The sequence below is a fragment of the Lentzea sp. NPDC051838 genome, from assembly GCF_040681245.1.
Lineage (GTDB): Bacteria > Actinomycetota > Actinomycetes > Mycobacteriales > Pseudonocardiaceae > Lentzea.
In genome coordinates, this window is the sequence record NZ_JBFAYI010000041.1 from 29,993 (window position 1) to 53,570 (window position 23,578).

21 protein-coding genes and 1 riboswitch are annotated in these 23,578 nt (G+C 69.5%); of the genes, 13 read left to right on the top strand and 8 right to left on the bottom strand.

All coding sequences use genetic code 11. The features are described 5' to 3' along the window. Window positions 1–59 precede the first annotated feature (59 nt). The 5 genes from AB0M24_RS43470 to AB0M24_RS43490 all read right to left on the bottom strand — a co-directional run bounded on the left by AB0M24_RS43470 (window position 60) and on the right by AB0M24_RS43490 (window position 5,896). The gene (locus tag AB0M24_RS43470) at window positions 60–1,940 is read right to left on the bottom strand and encodes a patatin (protein ID WP_363780261.1); all 1,881 of its coding nucleotides are present in this window, start codon (window positions 1,938–1,940) and stop codon (window positions 60–62) included. Between the two features lie 84 nt (window positions 1,941–2,024). After that, window positions 2,025–2,459 (bottom strand): hypothetical protein, encoded by a 435-nt coding sequence (locus AB0M24_RS43475; protein WP_363780263.1) that lies wholly within the window; start codon window positions 2,457–2,459, stop codon window positions 2,025–2,027. Next, complete coding sequence (locus tag AB0M24_RS43480; protein WP_363780265.1) at window positions 2,456–3,097, bottom strand: CatB-related O-acetyltransferase; 642 nt, start codon at window positions 3,095–3,097, stop codon at window positions 2,456–2,458. Before AB0M24_RS43480 ends, AB0M24_RS43475 begins: the two co-directional genes overlap by 4 nt. Next, entirely contained in the window at window positions 3,094–4,968 is a 1,875-nt protein-coding gene (locus AB0M24_RS43485) for an ABC transporter ATP-binding protein (RefSeq protein ID WP_363780267.1), read from the bottom strand. Before AB0M24_RS43485 ends, AB0M24_RS43480 begins: the two co-directional genes overlap by 4 nt. A gap of 34 nt (window positions 4,969–5,002) precedes the next feature. Then, on the bottom strand, window positions 5,003–5,896 hold the full coding sequence (locus AB0M24_RS43490) for an alpha/beta hydrolase (protein ID WP_363780269.1): 894 nt from the start codon (window positions 5,894–5,896) through the stop codon (window positions 5,003–5,005). A 69-nt stretch (window positions 5,897–5,965) separates the two neighbouring features. Between AB0M24_RS43490 and AB0M24_RS43495 the strand changes: the two genes are divergently transcribed. From AB0M24_RS43495 to AB0M24_RS43505, 3 genes are read left to right on the top strand one after another with little or no spacing between them, the layout of a single operon-like run. Continuing rightward, window positions 5,966–6,988 (top strand): M48 family metallopeptidase, encoded by a 1,023-nt coding sequence (locus tag AB0M24_RS43495; protein WP_363780271.1) that lies wholly within the window; start codon window positions 5,966–5,968, stop codon window positions 6,986–6,988. Window positions 6,989–7,003: 15 nt separating this feature from the next. Beyond that, window positions 7,004–7,780 (top strand): serine protease, encoded by a 777-nt coding sequence (locus AB0M24_RS43500; protein ID WP_363780273.1) that lies wholly within the window; start codon window positions 7,004–7,006, stop codon window positions 7,778–7,780. A 22-nt stretch (window positions 7,781–7,802) separates the two neighbouring features. Beyond that, window positions 7,803–8,525, top strand: a complete 723-nt coding sequence (locus AB0M24_RS43505) for a serine protease (protein WP_363780275.1) — start codon at window positions 7,803–7,805, stop codon at window positions 8,523–8,525. Here the strand turns inward: AB0M24_RS43505 and AB0M24_RS43510 are convergent. Continuing rightward, a complete protein-coding gene (locus tag AB0M24_RS43510) occupies window positions 8,513–10,717 on the bottom strand; it encodes a tetratricopeptide repeat protein (protein ID WP_363780277.1) in 2,205 nt (734 codons plus the stop codon). The genes AB0M24_RS43505 and AB0M24_RS43510 overlap by 13 nt on opposite strands. Before the next feature lie 11 nt (window positions 10,718–10,728). Next, window positions 10,729–11,337, bottom strand: coding sequence for a LysE family translocator (locus tag AB0M24_RS43515; protein ID WP_363780279.1), 609 nt, complete (start codon window positions 11,335–11,337; stop codon window positions 10,729–10,731). Between the two features lie 148 nt (window positions 11,338–11,485). On the opposite strand from AB0M24_RS43515, the gene AB0M24_RS43520 reads away from it, so the two are divergent. Together AB0M24_RS43520 and AB0M24_RS43525 are read left to right on the top strand one after the other, a co-directional pair. After that, complete coding sequence (locus AB0M24_RS43520; RefSeq protein WP_363780281.1) at window positions 11,486–12,220, top strand: serine protease; 735 nt, start codon at window positions 11,486–11,488, stop codon at window positions 12,218–12,220. A gap of 13 nt (window positions 12,221–12,233) precedes the next feature. Then, window positions 12,234–12,692, top strand: coding sequence for a GNAT family N-acetyltransferase (locus tag AB0M24_RS43525; RefSeq protein WP_363780283.1), 459 nt, complete (start codon window positions 12,234–12,236; stop codon window positions 12,690–12,692). A 312-nt stretch (window positions 12,693–13,004) separates the two neighbouring features. Here AB0M24_RS43525 and AB0M24_RS43530 read toward each other — a convergent pair whose 3' ends face one another. Then, on the bottom strand, window positions 13,005–14,198 hold the full coding sequence (locus AB0M24_RS43530; RefSeq protein ID WP_363780285.1) for an 8-amino-7-oxononanoate synthase: 1,194 nt from the start codon (window positions 14,196–14,198) through the stop codon (window positions 13,005–13,007). 43 nt (window positions 14,199–14,241) lie between these two features. Here AB0M24_RS43530 and AB0M24_RS43535 point away from each other — a divergent pair, with 43 nt between their 5' ends. The 8 genes from AB0M24_RS43535 to AB0M24_RS43570 all read left to right on the top strand — a co-directional run bounded on the left by AB0M24_RS43535 (window position 14,242) and on the right by AB0M24_RS43570 (window position 23,512). Continuing rightward, the gene (locus tag AB0M24_RS43535) at window positions 14,242–15,303 is read left to right on the top strand and encodes a hypothetical protein (RefSeq protein WP_363780287.1); all 1,062 of its coding nucleotides are present in this window, start codon (window positions 14,242–14,244) and stop codon (window positions 15,301–15,303) included. Between the two features lie 21 nt (window positions 15,304–15,324). Then, the gene (locus AB0M24_RS43540) at window positions 15,325–16,284 is read left to right on the top strand and encodes a beta-eliminating lyase-related protein (RefSeq protein WP_363780317.1); all 960 of its coding nucleotides are present in this window, start codon (window positions 15,325–15,327) and stop codon (window positions 16,282–16,284) included. 38 nt (window positions 16,285–16,322) lie between these two features. Beyond that, a riboswitch (cobalamin riboswitch) is annotated at window positions 16,323–16,448 on the top strand. Window positions 16,449–16,487: 39 nt separating this feature from the next. Beyond that, window positions 16,488–18,386, top strand: a complete 1,899-nt coding sequence (locus tag AB0M24_RS43545) for a putative cobaltochelatase (protein ID WP_363780289.1) — start codon at window positions 16,488–16,490, stop codon at window positions 18,384–18,386. A 12-nt stretch (window positions 18,387–18,398) separates the two neighbouring features. Next, a complete protein-coding gene (gene cobO / locus AB0M24_RS43550) occupies window positions 18,399–19,013 on the top strand; it encodes a cob(I)yrinic acid a,c-diamide adenosyltransferase (RefSeq protein ID WP_363780291.1) in 615 nt (204 codons plus the stop codon). After that, on the top strand, window positions 19,010–20,419 hold the full coding sequence (locus tag AB0M24_RS43555) for a cobyrinate a,c-diamide synthase (RefSeq protein WP_363780293.1): 1,410 nt from the start codon (window positions 19,010–19,012) through the stop codon (window positions 20,417–20,419). Before cobO ends, AB0M24_RS43555 begins: the two co-directional genes overlap by 4 nt. Continuing rightward, window positions 20,416–21,438, top strand: coding sequence for an SAM-dependent methyltransferase (locus AB0M24_RS43560; RefSeq protein WP_363780295.1), 1,023 nt, complete (start codon window positions 20,416–20,418; stop codon window positions 21,436–21,438). The genes AB0M24_RS43555 and AB0M24_RS43560 overlap by 4 nt, the downstream gene beginning before the upstream one ends. Continuing rightward, entirely contained in the window at window positions 21,438–22,259 is an 822-nt protein-coding gene (locus AB0M24_RS43565; RefSeq protein ID WP_363780297.1) for a hypothetical protein, read from the top strand. Before AB0M24_RS43560 ends, AB0M24_RS43565 begins: the two co-directional genes overlap by 1 nt. After that, complete coding sequence (locus tag AB0M24_RS43570; RefSeq protein ID WP_363780299.1) at window positions 22,256–23,512, top strand: cobalamin biosynthesis protein; 1,257 nt, start codon at window positions 22,256–22,258, stop codon at window positions 23,510–23,512. The genes AB0M24_RS43565 and AB0M24_RS43570 overlap by 4 nt, the downstream gene beginning before the upstream one ends. Window positions 23,513–23,578 lie beyond the last annotated feature (66 nt).

A 23,578-nucleotide genomic window follows, 5' to 3' on the forward strand; every position in this document is an offset into this window, starting at 1 on the left:
CGCGCCACCGCCGCGGGTCGGGGGTGGCTAAATCGCGTCATGAACCCAGGTTAGCGCGCCTACTCGGGAGGCGTCAGCCGCAAATCGGGATCCACCGGCGGCACCCCGTCGAACGGCCCGTCGTCCTTGAGCTTGCCCACGTGGTCCAGCGCGACCTCGACCTGCGCGCGGAACGGGTCACCGTCGGCAGGGGGAGTGCGGAACCACTCGTGCAGCGCCTCGGGAATCTCGAACCGCGCGAGCAGCTCCTCGTACATCGCGTCCCGTTCCGAGGCCTGCACGCCGAGCTCCTGGTACTCCCGCACCGCCATGCGCAACCGGATCCACCTGTACCTGTCGGTGTTCTGCTGCTGCTCGAACCGCTCGCGCAGCAGATCCCCGGCCTTCTGCCCGCGCAACGCCAGCTTGCGGATCGTGGCCGGCGGCATGAACAGGTTCGTGCCGCCTTCGTCGTCCGCCTGACGCACGTGCGCGATCCGCCCGCGATAGCCGGGCAACGCCGACTGCATCGTGTCCCGCCAGTCCAGGAACGTGTCCAAAATGGACGCCAGGAACTTCGGCATCGACGCGATGGTCCCGTAGTGCGTCCCCGCGGTGGATGCGTCCTGCTCCGGCAGCCACACCTCGTTCGTGTCGCCGTTCGGGTACGGCTGCAGGCTCAGCCCGAACGTGGGCCAGCGCGGCAGCAACGAGTCGAAGAAGTGGATCGGGAAGTTGCTCGTGATGCCGCCGTCCGAGAACCAGTGCACCCGCCCGTCGCGGCACAACGGCACCGCCGCGATCAGCCCGGGGAACGACAACGACATCCGCACCGCCAGCACCACCGGCAGGTCGTCGCGTCCAGGCAGCTCGCGCAACGGCATGTGCTCGTGCTCCGGGCACTTCGCGGGGGTCCGCGGCCCGTTCATCTGCTCGACCACCCTGCGCGGCAGCACGTACCCGAGGCACTCCTCGCAGTACTGCCAGTTCCCCTTGAACGGCAACCGGTACGGCCGCCCCTCCGACAGGTCCGTGGTCATCAGCACGAGGTTGATCTCGCCCAGATCCCCGAACGTCACCGCCCGCTCGGTCCCGGCGAGGTCGTCGAGCTGGTCCGCGATCCAGTCGGCCAGCGGCGGCACACCTGTCGACTTCGGCATGCCCGCCAACCGGTCCAGCCACGACGGCGTGAAGTCACCCGTACCCGGCACGAGTCCGAAGTGGATGGACCGCGCGTTGTGCTTCAGGTACTGCTGCATCGCATACCCGTACGTGACGGTCAACGCGCTGACAGCCGCCAACGTCAGCACCAGCCACACCAGCAACACGATCGCGGCCGTCGCGTAGTGCCGCGAGAACGCCAGCCCGAGCACGAGCGGCACGATGACGAACACCGCTGCAGGCCAAGGCAAACTCGCGCGCAACGGCCACAGAACCGTCACCAGACACGCCACCGCGAGCAGGACGACCAGCACCGCCAGCCACGTCGGATACGCGGCGGGGGCCAGCCAGGCGGAGAAGAGTACGGGCCCGCCCAGCCACAGCAACGCCATCAGCCCGAGCACACCCTTGGCCCGCAGGCCAACCGCACCCAGCAGCGCGAAGAACAGGCACGAGATCGCACTACGACCAGTCGTCTCCCGCTTCTGCATGGTCGCCACGACGATCCGGTACAGCGCGCGAGTCTTCCCGTTGGGCTGGAACAACTGCGCCAGCCGCCACTGCTCCGCCCCCGTGCCGGAGGTGAACCAGTCGATCAGCCTGACCAGCTTCTCGAAGCCACCATCACCGCGCCCCCGTTCGGCAGCCGCCGTGAACGCGGCGGCGATCGCTCCCGCGGACGCGCCACCGATCTGCTTGAACTCGTAGTGGCGCGCCAACGACGCAACCGCCAGCGGATAGACAACACCGCTGGTCGTGCCGCCGCGCATCGTCAGGTCGCAGTAGCGGTCGTACTCCATGTGCTCATGGTCGCGCGATCAGGATCATTCGTCGCGAAAGTTCACTCGTCCGCCACCGAACCGATCTCCACTCGCCATCTCGGATCACCACTGCCACGGCGGATCGGGGACGACGCCGCCCTGCGCGCGGTAGCGCTCGGCGAACACGTCCAGCACCTTGGTGATCTCCCCGTACCGCGCGATGTCACCGCGCCGGACGCTCCCGCAGTTCAGGTCGAAGACGACCGTGTGGTCCGAGCCGTCCGCGTACTCGAACCGCATCCGGTACCCGGGGCGGAGCATCGCCAGGCAGCCTTCGCCGAGTTTCGTGCTGGGCAACGCGTTCAGCGCGCTGACAACTCCGGCGAGGTCCCTGTCGACGGCGGCGTCCGCTGGCCAGTCGCGCACTGCGTGCCAGTCCACGTACATCCGTGCCCGCACGGCACCTGCCGGCACGATCGGTTCGTCGCGCAGGATGAACGGCGCCGACGCGGCGGCCAGCAGGACCACCGCGCCCACCGCGAACCAGCGCCGTCTCACTCGATGCCCGCCACCTCGGCCAGTTCGGCGGGCGTCCCGGCCATGATCACCCGCACGTGCTCGGTGACCTTCTCGACCGGCCAGTCCCACCAGGCGATGCGTTCCAGCAGCGCGATGTCCTCGTCGCTGTACCGCTTCTTCAACAACTTCCCGGGGTTCCCGCCCACCACGCCGTAGGCCGGCACGTCGGACACCACCACCGACCCGGACGCGATGATCGCCCCGTTGCCGATCCGCACGCCCGGCATGATCAGCGCCTGGTACCCGATCCACACGTCGTTGCCCACCACCGTGTCCCCGCGCGAGGCGGCCCCGAGCGCGATGTCGAGCGTCTTCTCGCCCCACACCCCGCCGAAGATCGTGAACGGGAAGGTCGACACGCCGTCGGTCCGGTGGTTGGCGCCGGACATGATGAACCGCGTCCCCTCGGCGATCGCGCAGTACCGTCCGATGACCAGCTTCTCCGCGCCGAAGTTGTAGAGCACGTTGCGGTGCTCGAACTCGAGTGCGTGATGCGGGTCGTCGTAGTAGGTGTACTCGCCGATCTCGATCTGCGGGTTCTTCACCAACGGCTTGAGCTGCACCGTCCGGGCGATGTCCGGCAACGGGTAGAGGTTGTCGGGCGAGGGAATGGTCATGGCGTTCCGATCGGCTCTTCGCTGAACTGCGTGCGGTACAACTTCGCGTAGTGGCCCTCCAGAGCCAGCAACTCGTCATGCGTACCACGTTCGACGATCTCGCCGTGGTCGACGACGAGGATCTGGTCCGCCGCCCGGATCGTCGACAGCCGGTGCGCGATCACCAGTGACGTCCGCCCCGCCAGCGCCTCGACGAGTGCCTCCTGCACCGCCGCCTCGGAACGCGAGTCCAGGTGCGCGGTCGCCTCGTCCAGGATCACCACGCGCGGCTTGGCCAGGAGCAGCCGGGCGATCGTGAGTCGTTGCCGTTCACCACCCGACAGACGGTATCCCCGTTCTCCCACAACGGTGTCCAACTGATCCGGCAACGACGACACCAGATCCGCCAGCCGCGCCCGCCGCAACGCGTCCCACAACTCGTCGTCGGTGGCGCCGGGTGCCGCCAGCCTCAGGTTCGCGCCGATCGACTCGTGGAACAGGTGCCCGTCCTGCGTCACCATGCCGACGGTCTCGCGGATCGAGTCGAACGACAACGAGCGAACGTCCACACCGGACAGTCGTACCGCGCCGGTGTCCGCGTCGTACAAGCGAGGAACCAAAGATGCGATCGTCGACTTGCCTGCACCCGACGCGCCGACCAGCGCGATCAGCGAACCGGGCTCGGCGGTGAACGAGACCCCGCCGAGAATCTCCTCGCCACCACGGGTGTCGAGGGAGGCGACCTCTTCCAGCGACGCCAGCGACACCTTGTCCGCGGACGGGTAGGCGAACCGGACGTCCGAGAACTCCACGGACACCGGCCCGTCCGGAACCGCGACCGCGTCGGCCTTCTCCTTGATCAGCGGCGGCAGGTCCAGCACCTCGAAGACCCGCTCGAACGACACCAGCGCGGTCATCACGTCGACCCGTGCGCCGGCCAAAGCTGTCAACGGCGCGTACAACCGCGTCAACAACAACGCCAGCGTCACGATGGTGCCCGGCGCCATGGTTCCGGCGATCGCGAAGTACCCGCCCAGTCCGTAGACCAACGCCAGCGCCAACGACGACACGAGCGTCAACGCCACGAGGAACAACCACTGCGCCACGGCGGTCCGCACGCCGATGTCACGCACCCGGCGAGCGCGCGCTCCGAACTCCAAGCTCTCCAACGACGGCCGCCCGAACAGCTTGATCAACGTGGCACCCGGCGCGGAGAACCGCTCGGTCATCTGCGTCGTCATCGCCGAGTCGAGGTTCGCGGCCTCGCGGTGCATCGATGCCAACCGCTTGCCCATCCGCCGCGCGGGGATCAGGAAGATCGGCAGCAGCACCATCGCGAGCACCGTGACCTGCCACGACAGCGTCAGCATCACGACCAGGGTCAGCACCAGAGCGATCACGTTGGTGACCACCCCGGAGATCGTCTCGGAGAACGCCCGCTGCGCCGCGATCACGTCGTTGTTCAGCCGCGAGACCAGCGCACCCGTCCGCGTGCGGGTGAAGAACGCGATCGGCATCCGTTGCACGTGGTCGAAAACGGCCTGCCGCAGCCGCAGGATCAGGTCCTCGCCGACCCTCGACGACTGCCAGCGCTCGGCCAGCGAGAACCCGGCCTCCAGCACCGCCACGCCGGCGATCGCCAGTGCCAGCCACACGACCAGCCCCAGGTCGCGCCCGCCGACGATCTGGTCGACCACCCGTCCCGCCAGCACCGGCGACGCCACGGCCAGCACCGCGGCGAAAGCACTCGTGGCCAGCAACGCGTACACGGCACGGCGCTGCGGACGTGCGAACCGGGCGACGCGCTTCAACGTCGCCCGGCTGACGCGACGATTTTTCTCGTCCTGCATCGCGCTTTCGAGCGCGTACCAGGCGTTGAAGTCGATGTTCATGACGACCAGTCTCGAACCTCGACCTACAACGAGGTCAAGCCGTTTTCAGGAACTCGTCGATCGCGTCGAGGGCCGCGACGCGCACCGGCTCGGTAGACAGGAACAGGTCGTGCATGCCGTCCTTGATCTCGACGACGCGCACCGACGACCCGATCTTCGGGCCCCACTTCCTCATGCCCTCGACGTCGAGCACCGCGTCCGCCTTGGACACGTCCTCGCTCCACTGCTTGGCGTTCAACATGCTCTTGTCCGAGTGCAGCACCAGGACGGGCACGCGCACGTCGAGTCCGTTGTGGACCTTCTCCTGCGCGATCAGGATCGCCCGGATCCACCCGGCGAGCACCGGGAAGCCCGCGAGCGGCTTCCACTTCAGGTCGAAGTCCCACTCGCCGTGCTTCGAGCTGTGGATCGCCGACCCGTAGGCGTCGCCGAGGTTCGCGCGGATCTTCACCTTCGGCGCGACCTGACCGATCAAGCGAACCAGCTGGCGCACGAACGGCGGTTCGACGACGTCCAGCCACGGACTGTTGAGCACCAACGCGCTGATGAGGTCGCTGGAGCGCCGTTCGTGCGCCCACAACGACGTGGTGAGGCCACCGGTCGAGTGCCCCATCAGCACCACACGCGAATGTTCTTCGCGAACGACGGCGATCGCGGCGTCGATCTCCTCGAAGTACACGGCCATGTCCGTCGTGTAGTTCGGCACCTCGCCGTCACGCAGCGAACGGCCGTATCCACGCAGGTCGACGGCGTAGAAGTCGTAGCCCTGGGCCGTGTAGTGCTCGGCCACGTGCTCCTGGAAGAAGTAGTCGGCGAACCCGTGCACGTAGAGGATCGCGCCGCGGTCGTTGGCCGCGGCACGCCTGCGCACCAGGGTCGCCACGGCACCGCCACGCAGCGGCAGGACGGTGGTGTCTTCGTCGGTCACCGCGTCAGTTTGCAACCATCCGGCGCCGATTCCGTGCAGCCTTGTCCGGATCGTGTCTAACCTGGAGGTGTGACGGGGGATATTGAGCAGTCATCGAGGGTGCGCTTCCCGGGCATCAGCCCGCGCGCCTATGAACATCCTGCCGACCGAGGCGCCCTCGCGGTGCTGAGGGCGGTGCCCGCCGTGGCACCGATCCTCAAGGCGGTCGCCGGAGCCTTCTCCGAGCGTGGTGAGCGTCTGCTTCAGGTCGCTTCCTCCGTGCGAGTCGGCCCGAAGCAGTACCCGCTGATCGACCGGATCCGCAACGAGGCGGCGGCGACGTTCGACCTCGACGAGGTTCCCGAGCTCTACGTCGAGCGGAACGCGCAGGTCTACGGCTTCACCTACGGCATCGACAAGCCGTTCATCGTGATCAGCACCGGCGCGGTCGACCTGCTCGACAACGAGTCGCTGCGGTTCCTCATCGGCCACGAGATGGGCCACGCGATGTCGGGCCACGCGCTCTACAACACGCTGCTGCGCCGGCTCATCGACCTGACCACGTCGTTCGCGTGGGTGCCCGCGGGCGCCATCGCCATGCGGGCGGTCATCGCGGCACTGCGCGAGTGGCAGCGCAAGACCGAGCTGTCCTGCGACAGGGCGGGCCTGCTCGCGTGCCAGGACCCGCAGGCCGCGTTGCGCACGCACCTCGCGATGGCCGGCGACCTGGGTGGCCAGGTGGACATCGCGTCGTTCCTCGCCCAGGCGAAGGAGTACGAGGAGGTCGAGGACATCCGCGACAGCCTCCTCAAGCTCCTGCACACCGAGCACCGGTCGCACCCGCTGGTCGTGGTGCGGGCCGCCGAGCTGCAGCGCTGGTCGGCGACCGAGGAGTACCGCGAGATCCTCAGCGGCACGTACCCGCGCCGCGAGGACGACAGGCCGGCGAGCAACCTCACGGACGACGTGAAGTCGGCCGCGAAGTCGTACAAGGAGTCCATGAGCAACTCCGCCGACCCGCTGATCAAGACGATCAACGACATCGGCGAGTCGGTCATGGGCGCGGCGAGCAGGGTCTGGAGCAAGGTTGCTCCGAACGGAGCAGCGGAGTAGCTACCATCTGGAGTCATGAGACGACTCCTGGTGCTGGTTCTCGTCGCAATGCTGGCTTCGAGTGGCACCGCCGCCGCCAATGAGCAGGTCATTGGCGGCGAGCGGGCCTCGATCGAGGCCAACCCGTGGGTCGTCTACCTGACCGACGACAACGGCCTGCAGTTCTGCGGCGGCACGATCGTCGCACCGGCCAAGGTCCTCACCGCGGCGCACTGCGCGCTCGGTCGTTCACCCCGTGAGCTGCGCGTCGTCGCAGGGCGCGAGGACAAGCAGGATCGCGGTTCCGGGGTGTCCGTGACGCCCGCGGACATCTGGATCCACAAGCAGTACGTCGCGGCGGACGAGGGCGAGGACGTGGCCGTCCTGACGCTGAAGAGCCCGCTGCCGTACACCCCGCTGCCCATCGCGGAACTGACCGATCGGGCGCTCTACCAGCCCGGCACGCAGCTGCGGGCGCTCGGCTGGGGCCGCACCAGTGAGAACGGCAAGACGTCGCGCTACCTCATGCAGGCCAAGGTGCCGGTGCTGCCGGACGACTACTGCGTCGAGTCGTACCCGCAGTTCGTGAAGACCGACATGTTCTGCGCGGGCTACGACGGCGGCAAGATCGACACCTGTCAGGGCGACTCGGGCGGCCCGATCGTCGCGGAGGGCAAGCTCGTCGGCGTCACGTCGTGGGGCGAGGGCTGTGCGCGCAAGGGCAAGCCCGGCGTCTACGTCCGGCTCGCCCGGTACGCGAAGGACCTTCACCCGGTCGTGGATGCTTTGCCGACTGGAGTTGTCGGGTCCTAGGCCCCTGGGTTCAGTGGGGTGCATGCGTCTGCTGGCGGCGGTTCTGGCTCTGCTCGTGATCACGGTGACCCCGTCGCACGCCGAGCCCAGAGTCGTCGGCGGAGTCGTGGTCGAGAACGCGGACGAGACGCCGTGGATGGTCGCGCTGACCACGTCGTCGGGCTACCAGTTCTGCGGCGGCGCTTTGGTCGGTCCGGCTCTGGTGGCCACGGCGGCGCACTGCGTCTACGGCCGCACGCCCGGCTCGATCACCGTCATCGGTGGCAGGCTCGACCTCCGCACGGATGGTGGTTCCACGTCCGTCGCCACGAAGTACCAGATCGCCGACGGTTACTCGACTCCCTCACGTGGCAAGGACATCGCGTTGCTGACGCTCGGCGAGCCGATGCCGTACGCGCAGCTGCCGGTAGCTGACACGACAGACGTGTACGCGGCGCGCAACGTCGGCGTCGTGTACGGGTGGGGGCGGCAGGCGGAGAACGACACGAACAAGAGTCCGTTGCTGCACAAGGCTTCCATTCCGATCATGTCGGACGAGCAGTGCGGCGCGACCTACGTGCGGTACGACGCTCTGGCCATGTTCTGCGCCGGCTATCCGGAGGGCGGCGTCGACGCGTGCATCGACGACTCCGGCGGCCCGTTTGTCGTCGACGGCAGGCTCGCGGGCATCGTGTCGTGGGGCATCGGGTGCGCTCGCCCCAACGCCCCCGGCGTCTACACGCGCGTCACGAGTTACTTGAGCTGAGCGCGCACGAGATCGGCGCGGTAGCGCAGGCCCGCCGCCTCCGCCCGCTCGATCGCCTTGTGGCACAACGCGTTCGCGGTCTCGACATCGCCGTTCTCCCGCAGCAACGCCGCTTTGCCCGCGAGTGCCAGCACCTCGATGATCAGGAACCCGGACTCGGTCGCCCGCCTGAGCACCTCGTCGTACTCGGTGATCGACCGGTTCAGCTCCGCCAGCACGAGGCCGGCGTTGACCTCGATGAACAGGTTGTCCTCGCCGGCCAGTTCGAGCGCGCGCAGGGCGTGGTCGCGGGCCTCGTCGCGCTTGCCGGCGGCGACGAGCAGTTCGGAGGACTCGACCAGCGCCGACATCTCGATCGCCCGCAGGCCGTGCTGCCGGGCCAGCTCCAGTGCCTCCCGGAACGCCTCCTCCGCGGCAGTGAACTCCTGGTTCGCCGTGAGCACCGTGCCGAGGTTGCCGAGCTGGTGCGCGAGCGTCACGTGGTCGGCTTCCCTCGCCAGGCCGACCGCGCGGCGCAGCGAGTCCACCGCCGTGCCGTGGTTGCCCAGCTCCATCTCCAGCAACCCGAGATTGCCGAGACCGCCCATCAGATGCGCCTGCAGGTCGTTCGCCACGTACAGCTCGATCGCCGCGCTGAGGTGCTTGCGCGCGAGATCGAGCTCGCCGAGGTTGTGATAGGCGCCGGCGAGGATGTTGAGCGCCACGGACTCCTGGTGCTGCATGAGGGCGGCCCGGAACTCGGCGATCGCCTTCTCGCAGTGCTCGATCGCTGATCGGTGCTCGCCGAAGCGGTAGTCCAGGTAACCGAGGCACACGCGCATGGCGGCGGCTCGTTGCCCCACCTCCACCTCGAGCGCGGCACGGGCGATCGAGCGCAGGTCGGAGAAGTGACCGGTGAGCAGGAGGTGCGCGCGCAGACCGATGACGAGGCCGGCGTCCGGCTGGTCCAGGGCGAGCGCGATCAGGTTGGCCCGCTCGGCCTCGAACCACGCCTGCGCCTCCTGCTCGGAGGCGTACGGCACCGGCTCCTGCACGGTCGGCAGCAGCCGGGTGAACCCGGAGCTCAGCGCGGCGTCGGCGCCGTCCACCCGCACCAGGTACCAGTAGAAGATCGTGCGCGCGTTGCCGCTCCTCGTCCGCGAATGGGCGTAGAGGCGCAGCAGGTCGTGCAGCTGGTAGCGGTCGTTTCCCGTGCTCTGCACCAGGTTCGCCGCGACGAGCTCGTCGATCGCGTCGCCGGCGAGGGCGCGCGGGATGTCCGGACCCGGTACCGCGCCGAGGAAGTCGAACGTCCGCCGCGCCGGTTCCGACAGCTTCCGGTACGAGAGGTCGAACGTCGCCTGCACGGCGGTGTCGTCCTCCTCGATCTCGAGCGCCGCCAGCCGGTGCTCGCGCAGCTCCTCCACGTAGTCCGGGAGGTGGCGGCCGGCCAGGTTCGCGCCGGCGATGCGCAGTGCCAGCGGCAGCCGCGCGCACAGCTCGATCAGCTCGCCGGTGTCGCCCTCGACCCGCATGTTGCCGAGCAGCTCGCGTGCCTCCTGCTCCGCCAGCACGCCCAGCTTGACCTGCGCGAACATCGGGAGGTTCGCGCGGCTGGTGATCAGCGCGGCGCAACCGGGCGCGTTCGGGAGGAGCGGGGCGATCACGTCCTCGGTGGCGTTGTCGAGCACCACCAGCACCCGCCGGCCTCGCAGCAGGTCGCGGTAGTCGTCGTCCTGGCCGCCGCCGAGCGCCTTCGAGAACCGGGCGAGCGCCTGCTCGACGGTCATCGACGGGCCGGTGGAGTAGCCGCGCAGGTTGACGTACAGGCGGCCGTCCGGGAACTGGTCCTCGAGCCGGTGCGCCTCCCTCACCGCGAGCACGGTCTTGCCGACGCCCGGCAGTCCGGTGATCGCCCGCACTGGCGCGTCCAGCCGCTGCAGCCGCGCGATTTCCTCTTTCCTGCCAACGAAGTCCGGCAGGTCCGCGGGCAGCTGGTTCGGCGCGGGCGGGCGGGGGACGAGCCGGTAGCCGGACGGTTCGGTGATCACCCGCTCCGTGTTGCGCAGGCGTTGGACCAACGTGCGCAGCGCCGCTCGTGGATGCTTCGGCGGGTCGTCCTGCCAGACCTCGGCGACCAGTCGGTCGAACGGCACGGGTTCACCGGGGTGCGCGGCCAGTGCGTCGCGCAAGGCCTGCAGTCGATCTGCCACGCCTGCCGAACCTAGACCACGAGGCCTACGGACATGGTGAGGAAGACAGCCGCACAGACGGCGTCCAAAGCGGTGGTGACGCCCGGCCTCTTGAGCTTCCCGGCCACCCGCGAGGCCGCCAGGACGATCATCAGCTCCCAGATCGCGGCGAGCCCGAGGAACACGACGGCCAGCATCGCGAGCTGCGGCGCCGGTTCACCCGATCCGATGAACTGCGGCAGGAAGGCGAGCGAGAACAGGATCATCTTCGGGTTCGTGATGTTGGTCAGGAAGCCCTGCCGGAACGGCCGGGTGCTCATGACCTCCTCCTGCTGTTCGGTGTTCCGCTTGAGCAGGCCGCGCGTGATGGAAACCGCGAGGTAGAGCAGGTAGGCGGCACCGATCCAGCGCAGTGCCGTGAGCACCATCGGGTACTGCGCGAGCACCACGCCGAGCCCGGAGATCACCAGTGCGACCTGGACCGCCGCGGCGCTGTGGATGCCCGCGAGCGCGAGCAGTCCGGAGCGGGTGCCCGACCGCAGTGACGTGCGCAGCAACAAGAACGCGTCAACACCGGGGGTCACGATGACGACCGCGCACGCGATGAGAAAGGCCGGAACCTGGCCGAAGTCGAACAACACCGTACATACCCCCGTGATCTGCGCCACTGGCCGTAAAATCTCCGGCCTATCGGGACACTAACACGAGAATCTCCGGTTTTGACGCCGTCCTAGCGCGATCGCTACGGTTGGTGACCGATCGTCCACCTGGCGCAACGAGGAGTGGTCCGTGAGGGGTAAGCGGTTGGCCGTGCTCGCAGCGGTGATCGCGCTGGTCAGCGGTTCATCGACGGCCGATGCGATCGTTGGGGGGACACCCGCGCGGGTGGCGGACACCCCGTGGGTTGTGGCGATCACCACCACCGACGGCCAGCTGATCTGCGGTGGCGCCCTGGTCGCTCCGGACAAGGTCATGACGGCCGCGCACTGCGCCACGTTGAAGGGCGTGCTGGGCAAGAACCAGCGCCCGGCCGAGCAGCTGCGCGTGGTGGCGGGCCGGACCGACCTGCGGGTGCAGGGTGAAGGCATCGAGTCGCCGGTCGCGTCGGTGTGGCGGCACCCCGACTACGTGGAGGTCACCAAGGGCGACGACGTGGCTGTGTTGACGCTGGCCCGCGCGCTGCCGTACCGCGTCATCGCGCTGGGCGAGGTCGGCGACGAGGGCACGGTGCTCGGCTGGGGCCGCACCGCCGAGAACAGCCCGCCGTCCATGACCCTGCGCAAGGTGACCGTGCCGATCTTGTCGGACCAGGAGTGCATGATTAAGGAGCCGGACTACCGGCCGGGTGCGATGGTGTGTGCAGGACGCGGAAACCGTGACGCGTGCACGGGCGATTCCGGCGGCCCTCTCGTGGTGCGGGGCAGGCTCGCCGGTGTCGTGTCGTTCGGCCGAGGCTGCGCGCGTGCGGATGAACCGGGCGTCTACACCCGTCTGGCTCACTACCGGTCCGTACTGGGCTTCTGATATCCAAGGTCCGGTGCGAACCACACAGTTTCCAGCCACCCTGCGCCGGCAGTGGGGCCTCGACCTGAGCCCCGCCCAGCTCTACGCCATCCTCAGACTGCGCCAGGACGTCTTCGTCGTGGAGCAGAACAGCATCTACAGCGACGTGGACGGCCGCGACCTGGAACAGGGCACCCGGCACTTCTGGCTGGAAGCCGACGGCTCGCACGACCCCCTGGCCTACCTCCGCCTGCTGGAGGAGCCGGACGAGACGTTCCGAATCGGCCGTGTCGCCACCGCGCGCATGGCCCGGGGCCGCGGGTACAGCCGCCGGCTGATGCAGGCTGCCCTGGCGGACATCGGGGGCGTGTCCTGCGTGCTTGACGCGCAGACGTACGTGACGGACTTCTACGCGTCGTTCGGCTTCGTGGCGGAGGGTGCGGAGTTCATCGAGGACGGCATCCCGCACCTGACGATGCGCCGCACACCCTGACGCCACCCCTGCCGGGCCGGCTGCTCAGAGAGGCCGCGCCTCGACTCCGCTGGTGGTAGCGCGCACTGCTCGGCTGACCGCATGCGGAGCTCGTTCGTCCGTTGTGAAGGTGCGAATGCTCGTTGCGGGTGGCGGTCGGCGCGGCTGTGTCTGGGCTTCGGCGGTGGTGGCGCGCACCCCTCGGCTGACCGCATGTGGAGCCCGTTCGTTCGTTGTGAACGTGCGAATGCTCTTAGCGAGGGTGGTCGGCGGCGACCGCATGCGGAGCCCGTTCGTTCGTTGTGAACGTGCGAAAGCTCCGTGCGGCGGCGGTCAGCCGCGACGCGTCTCGACTCCGGCAGTCGCGGCGCACTCCGTGATCACCCGAACCGCGCGCTCGATGTCGGCCTCGGTCAGGTCGGCGCGCGCGGTGAGCCGCAGCCTGCTGACCTGGTCCGGCACCGAAGGCGGCCGGAAGCAGCCCACGATCACGCCCTGGGTCCGGCACGCCTCCGCCCACCGGAACGCCTGCTCCGGTCCCGGCGCCCGCACGCTCACCACGGCGGCCGTCGGCGTGCTCACCTGGAGACCGGCTTCCTTGAGCCGGTGCGACAGGTCGTGCGCCACGGTCAGCGCGCGCTCGGGCCGGTCCGGCTCCTCGCGCAGGATCTTGATCGCGGACAACGCCGCCGCCGCGCTGGACGGTGCCAGCCCGGTGTCGAAGATGAACGTGCGCGCGGTGTCGACCAGGTGCTTGATCACGCGGCTCGGGCCGAGCACCGCACCGCCCTGCGCGCCGAGCGACTTCGACAAGGTCAACGTCGTGATCACGTCCGGCGCCTTGATGAGGCCGGCCTCGGCCACCGCACCCCGGCCGCCGGGTCCGACGACACCCAGCCCGTGCGCGTCGTCGACCACCAACGCCGCACCAGTAGCGCGGCACGCCGAGTGCAGCTCGTTCAACGGCGCGATGTCGCCGTCGACGCTGAACACCGAGTCCGTGACCACGATCGCGCGACGCTTGCCGCGCGTCTCCAGAGCGTGCCGGACCTTGCCGACGTCGCAGTGGTCCGCGACGACGACGTCCGCCTTGGACAGTCGCGTGCCGTCGATCAGCGAGGCGTGGATGTGCTGGTCGGCCACGATCGCCGTGCCGGGGCCGGACAGCGCGGTGACCGCACCGAGGTTCGCCAGGTAGCCGCTGCTGAACACCAGGGCGGACTGCGAGCCGCAGAAGTTCGCGAGCTCGTACTCCAGCTCGGCGTGCAGCTCCGTGGAACCCGTGACCAGGCGCGATCCCGTCGAGCCCGCGCCCCACTTCAACGTGGCGGCGGCCGCGGCACCCGCGACGCGCTTGTCCTTCGCGAGCCCGAGGTAGTCGTTGCTGGCGAGGTCGAGGTCCGTCGAGTCCGCGGTGCGCGGCCGGACGCGACGGGTCAGACCCGCCTTGGAGCGCGCTTCAGAGCGGACGTCGATCCAGTCGAACGTCGACTCACCACCACTGGAAATCGCCTCAGTTGTGCTCACGGTCACCGCCTGACTATCCCATCCGCCCACTAGCGTGCCGCTTGTGGACCTGTTCACCTTCACGCGTGCCGAGCTCACCGAAGCGGTGCAGTTCTGCGATGGCCGCTGGGTGGTGTCGGCCTACGACGACGTGCGCGCGATCCTCGCCGATCCCGTCACCTACCTGCCCGACAACGCCCTGACCGCCGTCACGCCGGTCGCGCCCGCCGCGCTGCGCAGCCTCGTCAGAGCCCGCTTCTCGCTCCCGCCGACCCTCGCGAACAACGGTTCGGAGTCGCACGCCAAACTGCGGAAACTCGTCGCGTCGTTCTTCACGCCCTCACGCGTCGTGGCGGCTGAGCCTCGCATCCGAGAGCTCGTTTTGGAACGTCTGGGTGGCACGGATCTCGTGCGCGACCTCGCCTGGGATCTCCCTGCCATCGTGCTGATGGACCTCCTCGGCCTGGAGAACGTCGACATCCCGACGCTCAAGCGCTGGAGCACGGGTTCCCTGGAGTTCTTCTGGGGCAACATCTCCACCGAACGCCAGCTGGAGCTGGTCGACGACGTCGGCGACTTCCACCAGTGGCTCATCAAGCGCTATCACGCCCGTGACGGCGAGTTCTTCCAGGCGCTCGCCGACGCCGGCGTGTCCGCCGAGGACTCCGCCGGCCTCTGCTACTTCCTGCTCATCGCGGGCCAGGAGACGACGACCCAGCTGCTGTCCACCGCCCTGCGGCGCGCCCTCCAGGACCGCGACCTGTGGGCGCGTCTGCCCCAGCGCGAGACAGCCGAGTCGTTCGTGGAAGACGTGCTGCGAACGGAAACCCCCGTGGTGACCTGGCGACGCCTGACCGCGCGCGAGGTGGTCATCGCAGGTGTGCGCGTGCCCAAGGGCGCCGAGCTCGTGTTGTTGTTGAGCGGCAAAGAAACCGACCCGAAGCACCTGGCGTTCGGCTACGGCCGCCACTTCTGCCTCGGCGCCGGCCTCGCCCGCCTGGAAGCCGCCGTCACGCTGCAGACCGTCGCCGGGCACGAGCCGGGCCTGCACCTCGCCGGCGACACCCCCGAGTGGCTGAACCTGCTGTCGTTCCGCGCGCCGAAGTCGGTGGCAGTGAGCCGCTGACCGAGGTTTGATGCGAGCGTGATGAACCGACAGCTCTCCGGAGTCAGGAAGCGGACACTGCTGGAGCAGCTCGGCCCGGTCCCGGACGTCGAACCCGACCGCTACGGCGACGGCGGCCCGGTAGGCGCTCTCGAAACCCGTGTAGCGCGGTTACTCGGCACCGAGGCCGCCCTGTTCGTGCCGACGGGAACCATGGCGCAGCAGATCGCCCTCAGGTGCTGGGCCGACCGCACCCACAACCCGATCGTGGCGATGCACCCGCAGGCCCACCCGCTGCACCACGAGGACGACGCGCTGACCGTGCTGTCCGGCCTGCGCCCCGTCAAGGTCCGCAACGACGACGTGGCCACCTGCCCGGAGCCGTTCGGCACGCTGCTGCTCGAAGTCCCGGACCGCGAGGCCGGCTTCATCCTCCCGACCTGGGACGACCTCACGGCCACCGTCGACGCGGCACGGGAACGCGACGCCGTGGTCCACCTGGACGGCGCCCGCCTGTGGGAGAGCACCCACGGCCTCGGCAAGCCGCTCGAAGAGATCGCGGGCCTGTTCGACTCGGTCTACGTCTCGTTCTACAAGTCGCTGGAAGGCATCTCCGGTGCCGCGCTCGCCGGCACCCAGGACTTCGTCGACCAGGCACGGGTCTGGCGCCACCGCTACGGCGGCATGCTCTTCCAGCAGTGGCCGGCCGCTCTCTCGGCGATGCACGGCCTGGACACCGTGCTGCCGCGGCTCGGCGCCCAGGTGCAGCACGCCAAGGTCGTGGCGCGGGCGATGGGCCTGCCCGAACCGCACACCCACCAGTTCGCGCTGCACCTGCCCGGCGACCCGGCGCGGCTCAAGGAGCTGAGCGGGAAGTTCCTCGGCGGGTTCTGGCAGGACGGGCCTCTCGCCAAGACCGAGATCACCGTCGCCGAGCCCGCGCTGGAGTGGACGGCGGACGAGGTCGGGGAGGCCTGGGCGCACTTCCAGAGCCTGCTCTGACGCGATGTCGCTCACCTGGCTGTTGGACCGGCAGGTGCGAAATGCGACGATGCCGGGGCTGTGAGGGGAACGCGAGGAAGCCGGTGCGAATCCGGCGCCGTGCCCGCGACTGTGACCAGGCAGGACCTGGGAGTCAGGAACTCGCCCCCCTCGTCGATCAACCGGCCACGGGCGTGGACACCCGAGGAAGGACTTCGCTGAGCATGTACCCCTTTTCGGCTGTCGTCGGACACGACGACCTCCGGCTGGCCCTGCTGCTGAACGCCGTGCACCCCGGCATCGGCGGCGTTCTCGTCCGCGGCGAGAAGGGGACCGCGAAGTCGACCATCGTGCGTGCCCTGGCCGCGCTGCTGCCCGAGCTGGACGTGTCCAAGGGCTGCCGCTTCGGGTGCGTCCCGGGCAGCACCGACTGCCCCGACGCCCCGCACGAAGCCGCGGAACGACGGCCCGCCAAGCTCGTCGAACTGCCCGTCGGCGCCACCGAGGACCGCCTGGTCGGCTCGCTCGACCTGGAGAAGGCGCTGACCGAGGGCGTCCGGGCGTTCCAGCCGGGTCTGCTCGCGGCCGCGCACCGGGGCGTGCTCTACGTCGACGAGGTCAACCTGCTGCACGACCACCTCGTCGACCTGCTGCTCGACGCCGCCGCGATGGGCCGCGCGCACGTCGAACGCGAAGGCGTCTCCGTGTCGCACCCGTCCCAGTTCCTGCTGGTCGGCACGATGAACCCCGAGGAGGGCGAGCTCAGGCCGCAGTTGCTCGACCGGTTCGGCCTCACAGTCGCGGTGAAGGCCGCGCGGGACGTCGAGGTCCGCACCGAGGTGATCCGGCGCCGTCTCGCCTACGAAGCCGACCCCACCACGTTCGCGGCCAAGTGGGCGGACGAGGACGCCAAGCTCAAGCAGCAGATCACCGCAGCGCGCGAAAAGCTGCCCCGAGTGTCCCTTCCGGACAGTGAGCTCCGCCGGATCGCCGCTGTCTGCGCGGCTTTCGAGGTCGACGGCATGCGCGCGGACCTCGTGGTCGCCCGTGCCGCCACGGCTCACGCGGCCTGGCGAGGCGCTGAGGAAGTCGAGGAACTGGACGTCGAGACCGCGGTCAGGCTCGCCCTGCCGCACCGGCGCCGCCGCGATCCGTTCGACGAGCCCGGCATCGAGGAGCAGCAGCTCGAGGACGCCATGCGCCAGGCAGCCGAGCACGCGGACGAAGAACCCCCGGACGACGACGGCCCCGGCGGCGGTGAGCTCCCCGAACCGCAGGAAGGCCCCAAGGGCAACGGAAACGCGCCCAACGACCGTCCGGCCCCGGAACCCGCTCCGGCGTTCAAAGCCCGCCTCCTGGAAGTCCCCGGGGTTGGAGAAGGCGCGCCGGGCAAGCGTTCCAGGGCCCGTGCGCGCACCGGCAGGATCGTCCGTTCATCCAAAGTGGACGGATCGGGACTCCACCTCGTCGACACGCTCCTGAACGCCGCACCGCACCAGCAGTCACGCGGCCGCACGAGCCCAGGCCTCATCCTCGAGGCAGCCGATCTGCGCAAGGCCGTGCGGGAGGGCAAGGAGTCCAACCTCATCCTGTTCGTGGTCGACGCCTCGGGCTCGATGGCCGCACGCCAGCGCATGTCCGCGGTGAGCGGCGCGGTCGTCTCGCTGCTCCGCGACGCCTACCAGCGCCGCGACAAGGTCGGCGTGATCACGTTCCGCGGCGGCACCGCCGAAGTCGCTCTGCCTCCGACGACTTCTGTCGACGCGGCGGCGACCCGCCTCAAGAAGATGCGCACCGGCGGTCGCACGCCACTCGCGGACGGCCTCCTCAAGGCCCACAGGATCCTGGAGATCGAACGGCTCAGGGACCCGCAGAAGCGTCCGCTGGTGGTGCTCCTGACCGACGGCCGCGCCACGTCGTCCGGACTCGGCGGCGACCCGACCAAGGACGCGCTCAAGGCAGCGAGCCTGCTCGAACAGACCGCCGTGGTGGTCGTCGACTGCGAACAGGGCCACATCCGCCTCGGTCTCGCGCAGAAGATCGCCGAAGCCCTGCAGGGCACCTGCGTCCGTCTCGACCAGCTCAGCGCCGACCACCTCGCCGGCGTAGTCCGCGCCGCATAAGGAGAAACCCCAGTGCCACAGGGACAGCCCACCGAGGTGCCCAAGGACGGCCTGACGACGAGACAGCGTCGCAACCGGCCGTTGCTCATGCTGCACACCGGTGAGATGAAGGGGAAGTCGACGTCCGCGTTCGGCATGGCGCTGCGCGGCTGGAACCAGGGCTGGGACATCGGCGTGTTCCAGTTCGTGAAGTCCGCCAAGTGGAAGGTCGGCGAGGAGTCCGCGTTCAAGGCGCTCGGCAGGCTGCACGACGAGACCGGCGAGGGTGGCGCCGTCGAGTGGCACAAGATGGGCGAGGGCTGGTCCTGGACCCGCAAGCAGGGCACCGAGGAGGACCACGCCGCGGCCGCGCAAGAAGGCTGGGCGGAAATCGCAAGGCGACTGCAAGCCGAACGCCACGGCTTCTACGTCCTCGACGAGTTCACCTACCCGCTGCACTGGGGCTGGATCGACGTGGACGAGGTGGTTCAAGCACTCGCCAACCGTCCCGGCCACCAGCACGTCGTGATCACCGGCCGGTACGCGCCGGACAAGCTGATCGCGGCCGCCGACCTCGTGGTGGAGATGACCAAGGTCAAGCACCCGATGGACGCCGGACAGAAGGGCCAGCGGGGGATCGAGTGGTGAACAGGCTGGTCGTCGCCGCCCCCGCCTCGGGCAGCGGCAAGACCACCGTGGCCACAGGCCTCATGGCCGCGCTCAGACGAGCCGGCTCGCGGGTCGCACCGTTCAAGGTAGGCCCGGACTACATCGACCCCGGCTACCACTCGCTGGCGACGGGGAAGGCGGGCCGCAACCTCGACCCGGTGATGGTCGGCGAAAACCGCATTCCAGGCCTGTTCGCGCACGGTTCCAAAGGCTGCGACATCGCGGTCGTCGAAGGCGTCATGGGCCTGTTCGACGGCCGCGTCGACACGGCGGGCGTCGGCTCGACCGCGCACGTCGCCAAGTTGATCAACGCGCCGGTGCTGTTCGTCGTGGACGCACGGGGCCAAAGCCGATCATTGGCGGCACTGCTGCACGGCTTCCGCGGCTACGACCCGACGGTCCGGCTCGGCGGCGTGATCCTCAACCAGGTCGGGTCGGAACGCCACGAACAGGTGCTCAGGTCGGCGTGCGACGAGGTTGGCCTCGACGTTCTCGGCGTGCTGCCGCGTGACCCGCAGTTCTCTTTGCCCTCAAGGCATCTGGGCCTCGTCACGGCAGCGGAACACGGTTCGGAAGCAGTTGCGGCTGTAGACGCGATCGCCGCTGCCGTGGCCAAACACGTTGATCTTGACGCCGTGCGCCGGCTGGCGAGCTCGGTACCGGCGATGGCTGTCGCCGCGTGGGAACCCCAGGTCGAACCGGTCACCGGCGAACCGTTGATCGCGGTCGCGGGTGGAGCGGCTTTCACGTTCGGCTACGCGGAACACGTCGAGGTCCTCAAGGCGGCGGGTGCGGCCGTGGCCGTCGTGGATCCGCTCAACGACGAAGATCTTCCCGCGGGCACCGCGGGACTCGTGCTCCCCGGCGGATTCCCCGAACAGCACGCGGAAGCATTGTCAGCCAACGCGAAGTTGCGCGAAGCCGTCGCGCGGTTCGCTCGATCGGGTGCCCCGGTCCACGCCGAGTGCGGCGGTCTGCTTTATCTAGCAAGATCATTGGACGGTCACCCGATGTGCGGCGTGCTCGACGCCGAGGGCTTCATGACACCGAAGTTGACCTTGGGCTACCGCGATGCCGTCGCGTCCACGAGCTCACCGCTGCACCCGCCCGGCAGCCGCGTGACCGGCCACGAGTTCCACCGCACGCAGCTGTCCACACCGCACTCGACCCCGCCCGCGTGGCACTGGCGCGGCGTCGATTCCCGCCCGGTCGCAGAGGGTTTCGTGGCCGGGGGAGTGCACGCGTCGTACCTCCACACGCACCCCGCCGGTGATCCGGAAGCCGTAGCCAGGTTCGTGCGGGCCTGCCACCCGTTCGTGGCCGGAGCGACAGGCGGTACGGTCTTCGCTCAAGCCAAAGTCCGAACCCCTGTGGAGCTGTCGTGACGACGACCGGTCGGGTTTCTTTCGTCGGCGCCGGTCCGGGTGCCGCCGACCTCATCACTCTCCGAGGCGCGCGCCGCATCGCGGAAGCCGACGTCGTCATCTGGGCTCCCACGGCGGTGGACGCCGAGTGCGTTCGCGAGCACGCCCGTGCGGAAGCCGAGCTGGTCGACTTCTCGCGCGTGACGCAGGAGGAGATCACGGACCTGTACCGCCGTGCCGCCGCGTCGCGCCAGACGGTCGTCCGTCTGCACGCCGGCGACGCCGCGACCGGTGGTGGTGTGCAGGAGCAGCACGACCTGTGCGTGCGTCTCGGCCTCGAGGTCGACGTCGTGCCGGGCGTGTCCGTGGTCGCCGCCGCTGCCGCCAGGATCGGCCGCGAGATCACGCTGACCGAGGCGTCGTCCACGGTGCTGATCTCGCCGGAGAGCAGCGAGCTGGTCGCCGAGTTCGCGGGGCTGCAGACCACGATGGCCGCCACGGTCTCGGGCGCGCGCACCGGTCAGTTCGTCGAGAAGCTGCTGCAGGGCGGGTACAGCGAGTCGACGCCGGTCGTCGTCGCTTACAAGGTCAGCCAGGCCGACGAGCTCGTCGTGCACACCACGGTCGGCGAGCTCGAGTCGGTCGTGAAGAAGCACAAGCTGTACCGGCCGACGTTGTTCCTGGTCGGCGCCGCGGTGAAGCAGCCGACGCGGCGGGTCTCCACGTCCGCGACGACCTCTGTCGACGAACCGATCCGCGCCGCCCGCCCGACCCGCTGGTCGCGCCGTGCCGCCCAGCGCGTCTCGGCTCGCGTCGAGGAGCCCGCTCCGGCGACGGCTCCGGTGGCCGAACCGAACCCGGCGTGGACGGCGGTCGAGGAAATACAGCAGTCGGTGCGCAAGCCCGCCGAAGAGCCTGCCCCGAAGCCGAAGCTGACCGTGGTCGCGGCGGAGAAGCCCAAGCCGCCGACGGTGCGTGCCTCGACGTCGACCGCGAAGAAGAAGCCCGCCGCCCGTAGGCCGAAGCGGCCCAGCAACTGATGACAGTCGAGAAGCTGCGGGAGGCAGCCGGGCGCCCCGTCGAGGTCGTCGACGCGGCGGACGGCCTGCGTCCCGCGCTGAACGTGTGCCGCGCCCGGTCCGCCGTGATCGTGAAGCTGACCGACGGCATCGGTCCCGCCGAGATCGGCGCGGGCCTCGCGGGCTGGCGCCGCACGCTGACGGTGTCGGACTCCGATGAGCTGATCCCGGTGGACCCGCGTGACGCGGTGACCCGTCGCTGGACGTCCCCGGACGCGGTGTTGTGCTTGGCGGACAACGAGTTCCTCCGGTCGAACGACGGCTGGGCGCTGCCGGACGACGAGTTCGCGAGCCGTTCGCACGTGCTCGCGGCGGAGGTGCGCGCGTTCGTGCTGGCGCGGCTCGCCCCGCGTCCCGGCGTGCTGGTGTGGGACGTGCTGGCCGGTTCCGGCGCGGTCGGCGTGGAGTGCGCCCGGCTGGGTGCGGCGGTGCTCGCGGTCGAGCCGGATCCCGTGCAGTGCGTGCGCATCATCGCGAACGCCGCGGCGCACGGCGTTGATGTGCGCGTGGAAGAAGCCGAACTGGACACGGCTGCCTTGCCTCGCCCGGACGCGGTGTTCGTCGGCCGTGGTCAGCTCGCCGAGGTGAAGGCGTGCGCGGCCGTGAACGCACGACGCCTGGTCGTCGCGACGGAGAGCGTCGCCGAGATCGTGCCCGCGCGGGATGCGTTGGTGGCCGCCGGCTACGAGGTGGAGGGCGTGCACTGGACCGCCTCCCGCCTGCTCGACACGGGTTTCGCTCCGGCGGTCCCGGTGACTTTGTTGTGGGGAACCAAGAAGTGATCGGTGTCTTCGCTGGCCCTGCGCAGCGCGGCGACGCGGCCGATCTCGCGGGCCTGCTCGGCTCGGACGCGGTCGTCCCCGACGGTGCCGTCAAGCCCGCTGTCCTTCGTCTGTGGCCCCGTCTCGGCGCCGCCGTCCTCTTCCTCGACGCGGGCACCGCGGTCCGGTTGATCGCGCCGTTGTTGCGGGACAGGCGATCCGATCCCGCCGTGGTGTGCGTCGACGCGCATTTCGTGGTGGCGCTGGCGGGGGACGCGGACACGTTCGCCCGTCACGTCGCCGATCTGCTGGGTCGCACGGCGGTGGTGACCGGCGGACCGTCGATCGACTCGGTGCTGGACGAGCTCGTCGAACAGCTCGACGCCACCGCGGACGGCAACCTGGCAGCCTGTGCCGCCGCCATCGAGTCGGGCGAGAAGGTCGTGCTGCGCAACCCACTGGGCTTCCCGTTGCCCGCGTTGCCGCCCAACGTCGTCGCGGCGGGCGAGGACGCCAGCTGGATGATCGTCATCGACGACCGCGCCGCCGGGCCGAAGGACAACGTGCTGCGGATCATCCCGCGCACGTTGGTCGTCGGTGTGGGCTCGACGCGGGGTGCGTCGGCCACGAGCGTCGGTGCCGCACTGTCCGAACTGGACGCGCAGGGCGGTCTGGATCTGCGTGCCATCAAGGCGTTCGCGACGGCGGACGCCAAAGCGGACGAGCCGGGCATCGTGGACGCCGTGGAGGACTGGGGTTTCTGGCACGGCGACACGGCCGAGCTGCTGACGTTCCCCACCGAGGAGCTGGCCGAGATCGGTGTGCCGAACCCGAGCTCGGTGGTGCGCAACTCGATGGGCACCGCGAGCGTGGCGGAGGCGGCGGCGGTGCGCGGCGCCCAGATCCTCGGGCACGGCGCGCCGGTCGAGCTGGCGGCCGAGAAGTTCAAGCGGGACAACGTGACTGTGGCCGCGGCACGAGTCCTGCCGCGCGGGCGGCTGGCGCTGGTCGGACTCGGTCCTGGCGACGCGGAGGAACGCACGCCGCGGGCAGAGGCGGAGATCCGGCGCGCCGCGTTCGTGGTGGGAACTCCCGAAGCGATCGACGCGGTCTCGCCGATCTTGAGGGCCGGCACGGAGGTTCGTCACGACGGCGCGTGCGATTTGGCCGCGCACGGTGCGGCGGTCGCGTTCGTCGCATTTGGAACCGGGCCAACGCTGGACGATCCGGTCGAAGCGGACGTAGTTGTTGTTCCCGGAGTGTGGGAACGCTGATGTTTTTCCTTCTTTCGTAGGGTCTCTCCTCAACTTTTCTTGATTAGCGTCGCCATGCACACGGCC

Bases quoted from the DNA above. Each gene is read 5' to 3' on its own strand.
- AB0M24_RS43470 (WP_363780261.1), bottom strand. From the start codon at position 1,940: ATGGAGTACGACCGCTACTGCGACCTGACGATGCGCGGCGGCACGACC.
- AB0M24_RS43480 (WP_363780265.1), bottom strand. From the start codon at position 3,097: ATGACCATTCCCTCGCCCGACAACCTCTACCCGTTGCCGGACATCGCC.
- AB0M24_RS43485 (WP_363780267.1), bottom strand. From the start codon at position 4,968: ATGAACATCGACTTCAACGCCTGGTACGCGCTCGAAAGCGCGATGCAG.
- AB0M24_RS43500 (WP_363780273.1), top strand. From the start codon at position 7,004: ATGAGACGACTCCTGGTGCTGGTTCTCGTCGCAATGCTGGCTTCGAGT.
- AB0M24_RS43505 (WP_363780275.1), top strand. From the start codon at position 7,803: ATGCGTCTGCTGGCGGCGGTTCTGGCTCTGCTCGTGATCACGGTGACC.
- AB0M24_RS43540 (WP_363780317.1), top strand. From the start codon at position 15,325: ATGAACCGACAGCTCTCCGGAGTCAGGAAGCGGACACTGCTGGAGCAG.
- AB0M24_RS43545 (WP_363780289.1), top strand. From the start codon at position 16,488: ATGTACCCCTTTTCGGCTGTCGTCGGACACGACGACCTCCGGCTGGCC.
- AB0M24_RS43565 (WP_363780297.1), top strand. From the start codon at position 21,438: ATGACAGTCGAGAAGCTGCGGGAGGCAGCCGGGCGCCCCGTCGAGGTC.